The sequence below is a fragment of the Chitinophagales bacterium genome (genome assembly GCA_013816805.1).
Classification (GTDB): Bacteria; Bacteroidota; Bacteroidia; order Chitinophagales; family UBA10324; genus MGR-bin340.
Window position 1 is genome coordinate 89,876 of the sequence record JACDDS010000008.1, and the last position, 14,459, is coordinate 104,334.

Consider the following 14,459-nt stretch of genomic DNA (forward strand, 5'->3'; position numbering starts at 1 on the left):
ACAGATATTATTTTAACCCTGAAATATTCATTTGTATATCTATATCCCAATTGGCACGAAGCGAAATATCACCGTTGTAATTTATTATTTCTTCGGGCTGCAAATGCTTCCAGTAGTCGCCGGTATCCCAATGGTTATTCCTGTTGGCATCCTGAATAACCCGTAAATAATAATTGCCAGGTGCCATAGAAGTAAAGACAAGGTTATTTGTTCCTGTTTTTAATGTATGCTTTCCTAACAGATCCCCTGCTTTATTCCTAAACTCATAAAAATATAAATTAGAAGAATCGGCTACAGCTATTTTCAAATTCAGGTTTCCCAGCTCCGACTTTTCCAAAGTAGAAAAGCTTACAAGCGAACTGTCATTAAAACGGCCGTACACATCGCTGAACAAAGAATCGGGAATAATTAAGGTATACTTTTTTTTCTCTTCCATTATGGCATGCATTGCTATAAACCTTTTGTTGGAAATAGTATCGGTTACCATCTCAAGCCGGTTTACAGTCTGTTTTAAGGAATCTTTTAATAATTCAATTTTCTTATTTTCATTTATTGCCGCTATTGGTGAAGAAAACTGAATTACGATGGGTTGACTGGCTACCTGTTGAAAGTTGTTTATGATTGTTTTTACTGAGAATAAAGGCAATGAAACGTGAAGGCTTGTATTTGCCTTTTTCATTCTTACCATTACCGTATCGGAGAAATTTTTATCACTTACTGCGAGCATGATGCTGTCGGATATTAAGTCGTTTAACCAGTAAGTAACGGTATCCCTTGCGAAGCTATATTCCAGAAAACCTGTTGCATTTTTATCTGACATATTACTTACGTGGATATCCTGTGTTGGCTGAAAAAAGGAGAATAGTATTCTACCTGGCTGATGAGATTCCGCGCTTATCACTTTTTGTTTTTCACCGTAAGGCTTAAACATCGTCAGCTTATAAAAACCGGTTGTATCACTGATTGTAATTGAAGAATCAAAAAAAGCAATGGCTTCGCCTGCTCCATCATAAAGCAGATTAAAATTGAGATCATTAAGCGCAACCAGTTTGTAAATTCCTGTTTTTACATGATCAACGGCAAAATTTCCATCCTTATCGGTACGGGCATTATAGTTGGGCCGATGCTTTGCTACGGCAGAATCGCTGAGATCGCTGTACAGCATTACAAGTAAATTTTCGCTCGATTTGCCGTTTACATCCTTTACGTTGCCCTTGATTTTGAATGAGTCTATATATGACCCTGTAGAAAAAACATATTGGTAATTGAGCATTATATTTCCTTCAGTAAGGTCTTTTATTGCATTACCGAAGGAAACGGAATAGGTGGTGTTTGGGTTGAGAATACCTAAGTGCGTTATCGAAAATGTTTTTCCATGTAAGCGATACTGTGGTTTGCCGTCCAGTGCAGGAGAAAAAAATATTTGTGCAGCCGGGTCCGCTAATTGAGTGTATTCGTCGAACGTGAGGTTGATCCTGTCTGATGAAAAATTAACGGTTAGATTTCGTGGGTTAGATTTTACAACGTGCGGCGGCCTCTCATCTTTTTCACCTCCTGTGGGTGATACCTGGTTGGCGCAGGACGTAATAAAAATAATGGCTACAGAACATAGCAAAAATGCAAAGGGCTTTAACATTAAGGGCAAAAATAGGTATAGCCGCCTGAAGTTGCAGGTAAAGAAATCAGCCCCTTAAATTTATGTCTGCTGGCTAATTTGCCTTATACACAATAGAGCAATTATCTTCGCACTGTCGCAAAAAATAATGATTTATATGGAGGTGGTATTAATTCCGGGCTTGGGTGGGGACAGGCGGCTGTTTAAAAACCTTCAGTTTAAAAATTGCAACTATACAGTGCTGGAATTCACAGAACCCTTAAAGAACGAAAGTCTTACAGCATATTGCAAAAGAATAGTTCATGAAATTTCCGGTAATAAAGAAATAGTGCTCATAGGAGTTTCCCTTGGCGGAATTATAGCCCAGGAACTTTCTAAATTAATTGATGTAAAAAAAATCATTCTCATCTCCAGCATTAAATCATCGAACGGAAAACCCTGGTATTACCTGATTGCAAAAATATTTCCATTCTACCGTGTTATACCCGATTCTCTTTTTAAATGGCTATGTGCTATATTAAGTCCGCTTTTCGGAACTAAGACAAAAGAGGATCGATTGCTGTATCAGCAGATGCTGCGTTCAAGCACTGCCAATTTTTTGAAGTGGGGAGTTAAAGCTGTGTTAAACTGGGAGCAGCAGGATACTATTCCAAATACTGTTTTGATTCACGGAAATAAGGACCATATTTTTCCTGTACGCTTCGTAAAACCGGATCATTTAATCGAGGGAGGGCAACATTTTATGATTGTACAAAAGCCGGCTGAAATCATGGAAATTGTAAATAAAATTTTACTGCAGACATGAATTTGCTTAATAATGCAGATTTAATTTTATATATCTTATAAAGCAATCAATCAGTAGAATTGTATTTTGAAGTCTGAATTGTTTTAATAAAAAATATGACTATACGCATTCTGGTTACCGGAGGCACTTTTGATAAGGAGTATGATGAGATTCATGGCAATCTTTATTTTAAGGAAACACACCTTAATGAAATGATACGCCTGGGGCGGTGCTCGGTGGATGTGGAAATAATTACCGTGATGATGATTGATAGCCTTGAAATGACTGATTCCGACCGTGAAATTATTGTTCGCTATTGTCAAAAATGTGAAGAAACCAATATTGTAATCACACATGGCACAGATACGATGGAGGTAACCGCAAAAATTTTAGGTGAGGCAAATATTCCCAAAACCATTGTGCTTACAGGTGCTATGATTCCTTATAAATTTGGAAGCTCTGACGGGTTTTTTAATTTAGGAAGCGCTATTGCTTTTGTTCAAACCCTTAAGTCGGGTGTATATGTTGCAATGAATGGAAGAAACTTTGACTGGAATAATGTCCATAAGAACAAAACAACAGGCATGTTTGAAGAACTGAATTTATAAAATTAATTTAGTTGTTTATCGCTTATCTCAACCACATTTTAAGTATTAAAGCTCTCTTCCAAGCTTTTTATAACACTTAATAAACAGTTCGGCATCATTCCAAAGGGAGTAATCTTTTGCATACAGAAGATTAATTCTTGATAGAGAAGCACCATTCAAAGCAGCAGTCTTCAATTCATCTATTGGAGTTATAATTCCCTTTTTTATTCGCGGCAGTTTTTCATGCTGCATTTCGTTATCCGCATATCCTACCCAGCTCCTTCTTCCTGAAAGAACCAATAGCATATTTAGTAAAAGACCAAAAGTGTTTTTTATTATAAAAATGCTAACAGGTAATGTAAGCAGTAAAAAAAAAGTACCGGCAATATCGAACAGCCGTTTGCTCCTTTTATTAAAAGAGGAAGAAATGGCAAGCTTAACATCTATCGTGTAAAGCTCGCCCGGATCATCTTTTGAATTACTCCCTATAATGCTCATGGAATCTTCAGGAACAATTTTATATTCCTTTTCAGAACCCAGCAAGGTCATCCATTCTATAATTTGACGGGAAGAAACATCGCGTGAGCAGAAGATGATTTCATCGATCTTATAGATCGTTACTATTTCCTGTAATTGGTAAATGGTTCCCAGGTAATTATCGGAATAGTCTGTAACAGATCCGTCAGATACATAACCAATAAGGTCATTTTTTACTTTTGCCTGGTTCAGGAGTGTTATTACACGGTGTGATTCCTTTTCACTTCCAACAATTATCATTTTTTTCTCCCTTACCTCACCTAGCCGGAAATTGCGATATATAAAAAAATGAAGGAACAGCCGGATAAGAATCATGGAGAACACAGCAAGTACGAAACCAAGTAAAATCATTGCACGGGAAAAACGCAATGTTTCAGGCAGGAAGGCGTAGATGGCGGCAATTATTACAGTACCAAAAAATAACCCCCGGATAATGCGGGCAGGCTTCGCATTTTTTTCGTAGCCACCACTAAAGTATACGGATGTTAACCATACAGCGATGTACGCCGGCACTACCAGGAAAATATACTCCTGCGGATATTTTACACCCTCTGATGCCTTAATGTTGTTTTGCCAGTAATCTTTTAAAAATATCATTCCTGAATAAATCACAGCAATATCCATTGCAGGCAATAGCAGCTGCTTAAGCAACCCAGACATCAGCGAGATGACCGCCCGGAGATAAATTGCAACTTTCAGCAGGAAAATATATACGCCAGCTTTCTGCCTAGAAAAGTGTTTTTGTGCGAATATGATCATCGCCTGGTAAAATAACCTTACATAATTCATAGTACCTTTCCGGGTACTTTCTCCTTTATAATGAATGATTCGGGTATCTGCAACATAAAAATTTTTGTAGCCCGCTTTTACTATACGATAGGATAAGTCAATATCTTCTCCATACATAAAAAAATCTTCATCCAGCAGGCCTGCCTTATTAAGCGCAGCTTTGCGAATGAACATGAAAGCTCCTGAAAGCACTTCCACCTCGCTGGTTTTATTTTCCGGCAGATGACCCAGATGATAACGGGCAAATAGTTTTGATCGTGGAAACAGCACCGATAGTCCAAAAGCTTTATAAAATGCGACCTCGGGTGTAGGAAAAGATCGTTTGGATTCACGTAAAAAATTTCCTTTTCCATCGAGCATCTTCACACCAAGCGCGCCCGTGGCGGAGTGCTCATCCATAAAATGGAGGCACTTTAAGAACGTGTCTTCTTCCACCACCGTATCAGGGTTCAGCAATAAGATAAATTCACCTTTTGACCTTTCAATGGCCTGGTTATTGGCTTTGGCAAAGCCGGCATTTTCTTTATTCTCAATTAAAAAGACTTCGGGAAATTTTTTACGCACCATTTCAACCGATCCATCTACAGAACTGTTATCTACCACTAAAATTTCAGACGAAATATCTTTCGCCGCTTTTTTAACAGATAGCAAAGCCTGCTCAAGGAAGAACTTGACATTATAGTTTACTATAATAACAGAAAGACGGATTAATGCTGGCAATCAATTAGTCTTTGGCCCGGTATCCGGAATTAACGTTTTACTTTTTATAACATTATTAGCGGTATCTATTATTCCTCTATTGTTCTCTATCGGCGTTCCGGACAAGGTAACTTTCATAAGGCATTCGTGTCGCTATAGACCGGGCAAGCGTAATATCATCTACATATTCAAGCTCCCCTCCGAAAGCAATGCCGCGTGCAATGCTGGTAATTTTGAGTGGCGTTCCCTGAAGTTTTTTCGAGATATAAAAAATAGTGGTATCGCCTTCAATAGTGGGATTTAATGCCATTATTACTTCTTTTGTTTCTTCTTTATTACAGCGATCCATCAAAGATTTTATGTTTAATTCTTCAGGACCAATTCCTTCCATAGGGCTGATAACACCACCCAGCACATGGTACAAGCCATTGTATTGATTTGTGGCTTCAATTGCTAATACATCGCGTATATTTTCCACTACGCAAATCAGGGAATGGTTACGCTTAGGATTAATACAGATACTGCAAATTTCTGTGTCGGAAATATTGCCGCAGATCAGGCAGAATTTAATTTCTTTACGCATCCTGATAATTGCTTCCCCAAACTGTTCTGCTTTTTCAATATCCTGCCTGAGTAAAAATAACACCAGCCTTAAAGCTGTTTTCTTTCCTATGCCTGGCAGCTTTTCAAATTCTGTAACAGCATTTTCAATGAGTCTAGAAGGAAAATTCATTGATCAAAATTAATTTAAAATGCCACAATTTCTTAAGCGGAAACGTCTGCCATCATAACTGACTTTAGAATATTTTTTCTTCAATATTTTTATCTTCTTCATTTTTGTAACTTAACTCCCTATTTCTAAAACTTAACCCCATAAACATGAAAAAATTATTACTAATTTCTTTTTTATTACTGCTTGGTTTTTTAAGCAGCAAGGCACAGTGGATACCCCAGCCTTCTGGTTTTCTTGCGCAAAGTCTGCTGCGTTTCTATTTATAACATACTTTATTTATTTTGACCAATAAAAATCATAACGTTATTTTGATTTTAATACCTTTCCACTCTATAATAATAATTTTTTAGATTTTAATTCTAAACTCACAACCATGAAAAAAACAATACTCTTTTCTTTTTTATTACTGCTTGGTTTTTTAAGCAGCAAAGCACAGTGGATTCCCCAAGCTTCCGGGTTAAGGAACACATTAATTGTCGATCAAATTGTTACCACCAGCAGAAGCAATGCATGGGCCACTGGAGAAGATACTACGAGTAACACCACACCTGTTCAGAGTTATACACGAACCATTGACTCAGGTCGAACATGGGTTACAGGACAAGTGCCTGCATCCTCCTCTTACAATTGGTCTTGTCTGTCTGCTGTTGATGCGAACACTGCATGGGCTATGTTATATAACAGCAGCGGCGGCGGAGGTATCTGGAAAACAACGGATGGTGGCGCTACATGGGCGCAGCAGGGGCAGGGAATTATTTTCACTAATTCCGCTTCCTTTCCTGATGTGGTTCATTTTTGGAGTTCAGATTCCGGGTTCGCTTTAGGAGACCCTATTGCTAATGTATTTGAAATTTATACTTCCACGGACGGTGGAGCCACATGGAATAAAGTGCCGGATGCAAATATTCCTGATGCCGTTGGAGGCGAATATGGATTGACCCGCGGTATCTATGTATTGGGTAATAACGTATGGTGTACAACTAATAATGGCCGGATTCTTCATTCTGCAGATCGTGGATATACCTGGACAATACTGGATACCGGGTATCCCAGTTTTCAGGTGGATTACGTTGTTTTCTCCGACGACAAGCATGGGTGGACTGAAGTATATATAGGAGGTATACAACCAACTATTGGTTTCCTTTCTACCGATGATGGGGGTACTACCTGGAACCTGGTAAATTATACAGGTATCTATAATTACTTTGGGGGAATGGCTTATGTTCCTAAAACCACATCTACTTTAGTATCGTGTGGTTTTGATATTAATACCGGAATTTCGGGTAGTAGCTACAGTATGGATGGAGGGTTAACCTGGATAACTATTGATCAGGGTATCTTATACAATTCCGTTTCTTTTTATGATAATGTAACAGGTTATACAGGAGGAATTAGTCAAAGCGATAGTTCAGGAGGTATTTATAAATATGCCGGCAGCTTCGTAGCTACAGGGATCAATAATATTAATACGGATGCCTTTAAACTAACAGCATACCCAAACCCGGGCAATGGATTATTTTATGTTTCTTTTGATGCAGATAACTATAAGCCTGTCAACCTGGAAATAACTGATGCCTTAGGAAAGGTGGTTTTAAAAACTACTTACAGAGACAAATCACAATTATGGCAGCGTACCATCAACCTGAGCAATCTGAGTAAGGGACTTTACTTTATGAATGTAGAAAATAATGGAAACCGTTCCATTCAAAAATTGATAATCCAATAATATTTTTCATCCTCTGAAAAACGCAGCAGGTCGAAACTGCTGCGTTTCTATTTTCCAGGATCGCTACTTTTGGCTAACATAAATGAAAGACATTCTAAATGCATTCTATACAAATCAATAAGCCACAACCGCATGAGCACCCTGAATATGTTGGAAATTACATTGCAAAAGCCAATTGGAACGATCTCTTTGAAGCACACCGTGAAAGCGTGAAAGTATTGCAGGAGCTGCTCCGGTCTCTCTCCGAAGAAAAATGGAATTTTCGGTATGGGCCGGGAAAGTGGAGCATTAAAGAAATTGTTGGTCATTTAATTGATGCGGAAAGAATCATGGCATTCCGGGCGCTGTGCTTTGCACGCAGGGAACAGCAGCCATTGCCGGGCTTTGAAGAAAATGATTATGCTGAAAATAGTAATGCTTCCGAAAGAGAGCCTGCTGATCTGCTTAATGAATTACAGCATGTCCGGCAGTCAACCATCGATTTTTTTTCCAGTCTTAAGGAAGAAACATTTATGAATTCAGGTATTGCAAACAAAAATTCTTCAACTGTTCGTGCTATCGCCTGGATGATTCCAGGGCATATGATGCACCATGCTGATGTAATTAAAGAAAGGTATTTGTAGTACGGTTGTTAACTTAGTAAAGAAATAGTAAGGCTTTTGTAAATTTTCCGGTATGAAAAAAATATGCTTTATTTTATTGTTCCAGATATCCTGGTCCGCTGTTTTCTCACAATTTCCCAATATTAAAATTGATGACTCAGGAAATCCGGAAGAACCGAGCATCTTCATAAATCCAAAAAATACGGATAACCGTGTAGCGGGTGCGAATATCAATTTTGCCTATAATTCATTTGACGCTGGCAGAACCTGGGTGAAGCAAGAACTATATTCCGATTGGGGCGTATGGGGTGATCCATGCATCATAACGGATACAGCAGGCCGGTTTTATTTTTTCCACCTTTCTAATCCTCTTGCAAACGGCAATTGGATAGACCGCATTATTTGTGAGCGGTCAGAGGACGGCGGAAACATCTGGTCAAACAAATCCTTTACAGGGTTGAACGGAACAAAAGCACAGGATAAAGCGTGGTCTTGTGTGAATCCGAAAACAAATGAGATTTATGTAACCTGGACTCAATTCGATAAATACGGCAGCGCAGATCCTACCGACAGCTCCAATATACTTTTCTCTAAAACACAGGATGAAGGTATTACCTGGTCAGTGCCGCTCCGGATAAATCGGAAAGCAGGTGATTGCCTCGATAGTGACAATACCGCGGAAGGTGCAGTTCCCTGCATAGGCAGTAACGGAGAAATTTTCGTGGTGTGGTCTAAGAGTGATTCGCTCCTCTTCAACCGCTCAACCGATGACGGCGCCACCTGGCTAAGCGAAAATATAGTAGTGGCCGCCCAGCCTGGCGGATGGGACTATTCTATTCCGGGTTACTATCGTTGTAATGGCATGCCGGTTACAAGATGTGATTTAAGCGCTTCCCCCAATCACGGAACCATTTACGTAAACTGGAGCGATCAAAGAAATGGAGAAGACAATACGGATGTGTGGCTTGCTGCTTCCACAGACGGAGGAAACACGTGGTCTGCACCAAAAAAGGTAAACGATGATGTAAGCGACCGCCACCAGTTTTTAAGCTGGTTGGATGTGGATCGGAAAACAGGTTACGTGTACATCATTTTTTATGACCGGCGTAACTACGGCGATTGGTCCACCGATGTATACCTGGCCTATTCCACGGATGGAGGAAATACTTTTGTAAACGATAAAATAAGTGACTTGCCTTTTTACCCGGACAATTCTGTCTTTCTTGGCGACTATAATAACCTCAGTGCTTATGATGGAAAGATTGCACCCATTTGGACGAGGCAGGATAATGCGATAAGTTCTGTAATGACCGCTGAAATTGATTTTTCAACGCTCGCAGGATCCGCGCCCTCATTAAGCACCGGGCAATTCATGCTGTTTCAAAATTATCCAAATCCGTTTTCATCAGCTACCAATATTAAGATGAAAATAAAACAGTCGGGTAACTATTCACTGGTGCTTTATGATTTATTTGGGAAGAAGGTTGCTAGTCTCTTTTCAGAGAAATATCTTTCAGCAGGTACTCATAATTTTTCTTTAAACTCTGCAGAATACCATCTTCCTGGAAATGAATATTATTATACCTTATATAAAGGAAACGAAGCAACGACCAAGAAGCTAATTTTTCTTTACCATTAAGCCGTTCCGCCAAAGCACACCATTGATAACCTTTTGATTTAACCTACCGAAAAAATTGCTGAAAATTATGTTTTTGTATACATCCGATGCTGATTAATGTATGATAGCACCTTATCCGGCACCAAATAGCGAACAGACCTTTTAGAAGTGATCATTTCCCTGATTGCGGTGGAAGAAATCTTTACAAGCGGAACATCAAACCATTTGATATTTTTATAACCGCTCCATTTCTTTTCCGGTATTGCAGAACGCTTATAAATAAACAATGTAAAATTCTCCAGGATCTCCTGGTAATCTTTCCATTTGCGAATAGATTGAAGGCTATCTGATCCCATGATTATAGAAAAATTTTTCACGGGATATTTTTTTCTTAAGTATTGAAGGGTATTAATTGTATAGGAAGGCAAGGGAAGATTGAATTCCACCCTGCTGACTTTAAATTTTTTATTTCCTTCTATAGCTAACTGCGCCATTTTAAACCGCGCCTCCGGATCTGCCAGTTGACTCCTCTGCTTTAAAGGATTTTGCGGTGATACAATAAACCATACCTCCTCAAGATCTGCATATTCAAGCAGGTAATTTGCAATAATGAGATGCCCTGTATGTATTGGATTGAAGGAACCGAAAAAAAGACCCGTCATCAGTAAAATTAACTGACAAAAATAATGGTTCATTAACTATCCACGATTACCCGAATAGTTTGTACTTGTACTAAAGAGGCTTAAACCGCTCAAAAGACTGCTTGCACTCAAAACAAAAATGCATGCTTCTGCATAATGTAGAACCAAACAGAGAATTCATGGTGGTATCATTGCTTCCACAAAAAGGGCAAACCGACTTGTTAATTTCATCGAGAGAAAACTCACCCTTATGAAGAAGCGGAGTTCCCAATCCGAATTGTACTAATTTCTCCTTTCCTTCCTCCGTTATCCGGTCTGAATTCCAGGAAACTGTATTATCGACTATCACATTTACAGATTCAAAACCTACCTGATGAGCGGTCTCTTTTATTTGCTGTTGCATCATTTTTATTGCCGGGCAAGCAACAAACGTAGGAGTTATTTTTATGGTGATCGAATGGTTTTCTATTTCAATCTTGCTGATAATTCCAAGGTCAACAACCGATAAAACCGGAATTTCGGGATCCATTACAGATGCCAGTGCATTCCAGACTTCTTTAATATCTGCAGCTTTTTCAATTAAATCATTCATCTGATACAATTTATATAATCATTTCAACTACCACTCCACCTTTTCCTCCAGCTTAAAAACTTGTGTCATTTCTTCCAGAATACCATGGAGGAATTCAGTATGATGTCCCTTTCTGCCTCCAAAGCCAGCCATTTTATTTTCTACAACAGGAATTTCTAATCCTGCTTTTTTTGCCAGATCACCAACTTTTTCTTCCCACAAAGACTTTAATTTATTTTCTCCAGAAAAAATTTTATCGTTAATCAGTTCCTGCTCATTATCCGGGATTTCAAACATGCCAAGCGCTAAGGAATAAGTATTGTTTAAGGCGGACTGCAATCTATTGTAACTTTCATCTGTTCCCCGGCTTAGCCGCATTACCCATGAGTCAGCGTGCAGTACATGGTATTTCAACTCACCTTTAATTTTCCGGGCCAATGCGGACAGGGGCCCGTATGCAGAATTGCTGAATAAATCATATCGAAGCAGCTCAGCATGGTCGAAGAGAAAATGCCGGATGGTTGTGAAATCATATTCCCCTATTGGCAATTCCACCATATGGCAGCAATAAAATTCTTTTTCAGGTCTCCTGAAGGCAAGGTGGTCGGGTTCCGGTTCGCCAAGCTGATCATGTAAGATGGTATACAGGGCAAGCGCATGACCGATCTTATCCTGCGCCATAGAAGAAAAAGCAATATCTTCCTCCAGTATCGGGCCCAATCCCGTCCATTCACTATTCCGATGACCAAGAATTAACGCATCGTCAGCAGTTTTTAAAAGTAAGTTTCTAAGAGCCTGCATTCTGAAGCTTATGGTCTTTTTTAAACTGATTTATTTTATCCCTTAATTTATAGCCTCCCGCTTCCCGATACATTTTTTCCGAAGTAGTTTCAAACATATCCTCATTTTCATAGCCAAGGGAATAGACATCAGAAGTTCTAACCACCCAGATATTTGCACATTTCAATCGCCGTCCGAACTGTTCTTTTGCAAACACAAGCGCCATTTCAGGATCAGGCGCATGCACTACTCCGGCATGTACATGTTGTTCTCCCCGCTTTTTTTGATGAAAAACTTCGTAAGTGCCCCACTCTTCCATTTGATTTACGTGGTTATAAGAAAGCGATCGCTCGATATCAAGCCGTTTAATGCGGGGATCGATTATCGGAGTTTTGGTTTTCATCTGTTTAACAATTAAGCAATGTTGCCTTATTATGCTAAAGGAATTGAGAATTGCTGACGTGGATTCATCAGAGCCTGGCGCACCCAGCTGCCATGCTCTTCTGCAAACTTTCTGGTTGCTATGCGTTCTGCATTACAGGGCCCGTCACCGTTTATTACTTTATAAAATTCTTCCCAGTCTGGTTCCGTATATTCCCATATCCCGGTTTCCAGATTTTTCTTGAGTAAAGGATCCGGCAATGTTAAACCTACCTCCCATATTTTAGGGACATATGAATCTAAAAATTGCTGCCGCATATGGTCATTACTTGCCATTTTCACTTTCCATTTCATCAGTTTTTCCCCGTGAACAGAGAGCGTGTCGGAAGGTCCGAAAAAGTGCATAATTGGCTGCCACCAGCGATTTAAAGCTTCCTGCAACATCTCCTGTTGTGAAAAGGATCCAAGTGCCAATGCTACAAAAGCATCGTAACCCTGCTTTATATGGAAAGATTCTTCATAACAAATTCTTTCCAAAGCGCGGCAATAGGGACCATAAGAGCCTTTTGAATTTGCCACCTGATTAATGATAGCGGCTGCATCAATTAAAAATCCTATTACCGTTACATCCGCCCATGTCTTTGCAGGATAGTTGAAAACATTTGAGTATTTTGACTTGCTGTTTAACAAATCTGTAATCATTTCTTCCCGTGATTTACCCAAAGTTTCAGCTGCATTATATAATAGCTGAGCATGACCTACTTCGTCCTGTACTTTGGCTATTAAGGCTAATTTTCTTTTAAAACCCGGTGCACGTGTAATCCATGCTCCCTCTGGCAATGCGCCCATTATTTCACTGTTGGCATGTTGTTCAATTAACCGGATTAACTGGCGCCTGTACTCATAAGGCATCCAATCCTGTGGCTCAACCTTTTCGCCTTCATTTATTTTTGCTTCGAACGCTTCAAGTAATAAAGGATCATCATTGTGATCATCTATTTCTTTTTGTGTAGGATCTGAAAAAATGTAACCGCCGCCGTACATAATTATAGGTTTGAATTTACGATTGGTTAACTGGTTTGAAGGGTATTTTTCATTCCGTTTAAAATTAGTTTGGAAAGATTTTCAGCAATTTGCGTGGGAGTAAATTTGCCATTAGGATCGTACCATTCATAGACCCAGTTCAAGGATGAAAAGATCGTAAGAACGGTAAATGTTTCATCCTGCTTATCGAAGATATTCTTATTCATGCCTTCCCTGATAATCTTCCGGAAGATTGCTTCATATTTGCGTCTCATCTCTTTAAATTCCGAAAGGAAGGGTTCACTCAGATAACGCCAATCATGAAAAAAAACCGCTGATGCATCTGTGTTGGAGGTAATAACCTTTATGTGTGAAGTAATTGCCCTGATAAGCTGCTTATCCTGGAACTTTTCTTTATTAATAGCTTCTTCAATTCCATTAAAAAATTCATCGGCCATCCGGAAACATATTTCTTTCAGAATGCTTTCCTTGGAATCGAAATGGTTGTAAAAGCTCGCAGCTTCTATCCCCACATGGTCTGCTAACTCCCGCATAGAAACTGCACGATATCCTTTCTCCCTGAATTTGTTTTGCGCAATTTGAGTTATCTGGTCTTTCCTTTTAATTGTACGGTCTTTTGGCATTACTAACTAACATTTGTTAGCAAAAATAATTCAAATTTCTAAATGGAGAAAAATAGTGTAGATGGGTAATAATAGAATTGAAAAAACTTTAGGCAGTATGTCTTCAATGATTATTGAAAATCTATAATTTAAATTAACTGCAAGAAGAATTGAATTGGATCTCTTATCCGGTTTTTGTTTCTCCGGATTCCTTTACGTACCTTTGATTGCGATTGATTTAAGAGGGGACAAACAGTCCCCTCTTTTATTTTCATGTGTTAAAAATGAATTTGGAACTACGGATTAAAGAATTAGTAAAGGCACTTCTTGAAGAAAAAGATGGTTACCTGGTAGATTTGAAATTATATGCTCAGGAAGTTCAGGTATTTATTGACCGGGATCCCAATATCACAATTGCTGATTGCGCTTATGTCAGCAGGACTTTGGAAAAAGAGCTAAACAAAGAATTCGCATTTTCTGAGGAATACGCACTTGAAGTATCATCACCTGGATTAGATCAGCCTTTAAAAGTAATCCGACAATATAAAAAGAGCATTGGCAGAAAGGTAGACGTCATTCTTGTTTCTGGCGAAAAAAAATTGGGCATACTTATACATGCCGATGAAGAAAAAATTATACTGGAAGAAACAAACCTGTCAAAGATAAAAAATAGTAAACCTCAGCAGATTGAAATTCCTTTTTTGAGTATTAAATCAACCAGTTTAGTGATCACCTTTTAAAAACTAACCT

The 14,459-nt window shown here is 38.9% G+C and carries 15 protein-coding genes; 6 read left to right on the top strand and 9 right to left on the bottom strand.

The window, feature by feature from the left end; translation table 11 throughout:
- Positions 1-7 precede the first annotated feature (7 nt).
- A complete protein-coding gene (locus H0W62_08395; protein ID MBA3648555.1) occupies positions 8-1,636 on the bottom strand; it encodes an Ig-like domain-containing protein in 1,629 nt (542 codons plus the stop codon).
- Between the two features lie 136 nt (positions 1,637-1,772).
- On the opposite strand from H0W62_08395, the gene H0W62_08400 reads away from it, so the two are divergent.
- Both H0W62_08400 and H0W62_08405 read left to right on the top strand, forming a co-directional pair.
- A complete protein-coding gene (locus H0W62_08400; protein MBA3648556.1) occupies positions 1,773-2,420 on the top strand; it encodes an alpha/beta hydrolase in 648 nt (215 codons plus the stop codon).
- Positions 2,421-2,515: 95 nt separating this feature from the next.
- Entirely contained in the window at positions 2,516-3,007 is a 492-nt protein-coding gene (locus H0W62_08405; protein ID MBA3648557.1) for an asparaginase, read from the top strand.
- Positions 3,008-3,052: 45 nt separating this feature from the next.
- On the opposite strand, the gene H0W62_08410 is transcribed toward H0W62_08405, so the two are convergent.
- Together H0W62_08410 and recR are read right to left on the bottom strand one after the other, a co-directional pair.
- A complete protein-coding gene (locus H0W62_08410; protein MBA3648558.1) occupies positions 3,053-5,020 on the bottom strand; it encodes a glycosyltransferase in 1,968 nt (655 codons plus the stop codon).
- 88 nt (positions 5,021-5,108) lie between these two features.
- A complete protein-coding gene (gene recR, locus H0W62_08415; GenBank protein ID MBA3648559.1) occupies positions 5,109-5,744 on the bottom strand; it encodes a recombination protein RecR in 636 nt (211 codons plus the stop codon).
- A gap of 373 nt (positions 5,745-6,117) precedes the next feature.
- Between recR and H0W62_08420 the strand changes: the two genes are divergently transcribed.
- The 3 genes from H0W62_08420 to H0W62_08430 all read left to right on the top strand — a co-directional run bounded on the left by H0W62_08420 (position 6,118) and on the right by H0W62_08430 (position 9,711).
- On the top strand, positions 6,118-7,470 hold the full coding sequence (locus H0W62_08420) for a T9SS type A sorting domain-containing protein (GenBank protein ID MBA3648560.1): 1,353 nt from the start codon (positions 6,118-6,120) through the stop codon (positions 7,468-7,470).
- A 98-nt stretch (positions 7,471-7,568) separates the two neighbouring features.
- Positions 7,569-8,093, top strand: a complete 525-nt coding sequence (locus tag H0W62_08425; protein MBA3648561.1) for a DinB family protein — start codon at positions 7,569-7,571, stop codon at positions 8,091-8,093.
- A 52-nt stretch (positions 8,094-8,145) separates the two neighbouring features.
- The gene (locus H0W62_08430; protein ID MBA3648562.1) at positions 8,146-9,711 is read left to right on the top strand and encodes a T9SS type A sorting domain-containing protein; all 1,566 of its coding nucleotides are present in this window, start codon (positions 8,146-8,148) and stop codon (positions 9,709-9,711) included.
- Between the two features lie 65 nt (positions 9,712-9,776).
- Here H0W62_08430 and H0W62_08435 read toward each other — a convergent pair whose 3' ends face one another.
- The 6 genes from H0W62_08435 to H0W62_08460 all read right to left on the bottom strand — a co-directional run bounded on the left by H0W62_08435 (position 9,777) and on the right by H0W62_08460 (position 13,712).
- Entirely contained in the window at positions 9,777-10,355 is a 579-nt protein-coding gene (locus tag H0W62_08435) for a nicotinate-nucleotide adenylyltransferase (protein ID MBA3648563.1), read from the bottom strand.
- A 67-nt stretch (positions 10,356-10,422) separates the two neighbouring features.
- On the bottom strand, positions 10,423-10,923 hold the full coding sequence (paaJ, locus tag H0W62_08440) for a phenylacetate-CoA oxygenase subunit PaaJ (protein MBA3648564.1): 501 nt from the start codon (positions 10,921-10,923) through the stop codon (positions 10,423-10,425).
- Between the two features lie 27 nt (positions 10,924-10,950).
- Positions 10,951-11,703: a phenylacetate-CoA oxygenase subunit PaaC gene (gene paaC, locus H0W62_08445; protein ID MBA3648565.1), complete on the bottom strand. Its 753-nt coding sequence runs from the start codon at positions 11,701-11,703 to the stop codon at positions 10,951-10,953.
- Positions 11,690-12,085, bottom strand: a complete 396-nt coding sequence (gene paaB, locus H0W62_08450; protein MBA3648566.1) for a 1,2-phenylacetyl-CoA epoxidase subunit B — start codon at positions 12,083-12,085, stop codon at positions 11,690-11,692. Before paaB ends, paaC begins: the two co-directional genes overlap by 14 nt.
- Before the next feature lie 29 nt (positions 12,086-12,114).
- On the bottom strand, positions 12,115-13,107 hold the full coding sequence (gene paaA, locus H0W62_08455; protein ID MBA3648567.1) for a 1,2-phenylacetyl-CoA epoxidase subunit A: 993 nt from the start codon (positions 13,105-13,107) through the stop codon (positions 12,115-12,117).
- Positions 13,108-13,133: 26 nt separating this feature from the next.
- Positions 13,134-13,712, bottom strand: coding sequence for a TetR/AcrR family transcriptional regulator (locus H0W62_08460; protein ID MBA3648568.1), 579 nt, complete (start codon positions 13,710-13,712; stop codon positions 13,134-13,136).
- 281 nt (positions 13,713-13,993) lie between these two features.
- Here H0W62_08460 and H0W62_08465 point away from each other — a divergent pair, with 281 nt between their 5' ends.
- Positions 13,994-14,449, top strand: a complete 456-nt coding sequence (locus H0W62_08465; GenBank protein ID MBA3648569.1) for a ribosome assembly cofactor RimP — start codon at positions 13,994-13,996, stop codon at positions 14,447-14,449.
- Positions 14,450-14,459: the final 10 nt, after the last annotated feature.

What these genes read in the sequence shown, in the direction of transcription:
- H0W62_08395 (MBA3648555.1), bottom strand. Translation starts at nt 1,636, where the DNA reads ATGTTAAAGCCCTTTGCATTTTTGCTATGTTCTGTAGCCATTATTTTT.
- H0W62_08400 (MBA3648556.1), top strand. Translation starts at nt 1,773, where the DNA reads ATGGAGGTGGTATTAATTCCGGGCTTGGGTGGGGACAGGCGGCTGTTT.
- H0W62_08405 (MBA3648557.1), top strand. Translation starts at nt 2,516, where the DNA reads ATGACTATACGCATTCTGGTTACCGGAGGCACTTTTGATAAGGAGTAT.
- recR (MBA3648559.1), bottom strand. Translation starts at nt 5,744, where the DNA reads ATGAATTTTCCTTCTAGACTCATTGAAAATGCTGTTACAGAATTTGAA.
- H0W62_08420 (MBA3648560.1), top strand. Translation starts at nt 6,118, where the DNA reads ATGAAAAAAACAATACTCTTTTCTTTTTTATTACTGCTTGGTTTTTTA.
- H0W62_08425 (MBA3648561.1), top strand. Translation starts at nt 7,569, where the DNA reads ATGCATTCTATACAAATCAATAAGCCACAACCGCATGAGCACCCTGAA.
- H0W62_08430 (MBA3648562.1), top strand. Translation starts at nt 8,146, where the DNA reads ATGAAAAAAATATGCTTTATTTTATTGTTCCAGATATCCTGGTCCGCT.
- paaJ (MBA3648564.1), bottom strand. Translation starts at nt 10,923, where the DNA reads ATGAATGATTTAATTGAAAAAGCTGCAGATATTAAAGAAGTCTGGAAT.
- paaC (MBA3648565.1), bottom strand. Translation starts at nt 11,703, where the DNA reads ATGCAGGCTCTTAGAAACTTACTTTTAAAAACTGCTGACGATGCGTTA.
- paaB (MBA3648566.1), bottom strand. Translation starts at nt 12,085, where the DNA reads ATGAAAACCAAAACTCCGATAATCGATCCCCGCATTAAACGGCTTGAT.
- paaA (MBA3648567.1), bottom strand. Translation starts at nt 13,107, where the DNA reads ATGTACGGCGGCGGTTACATTTTTTCAGATCCTACACAAAAAGAAATA.
- H0W62_08465 (MBA3648569.1), top strand. Translation starts at nt 13,994, where the DNA reads ATGAATTTGGAACTACGGATTAAAGAATTAGTAAAGGCACTTCTTGAA.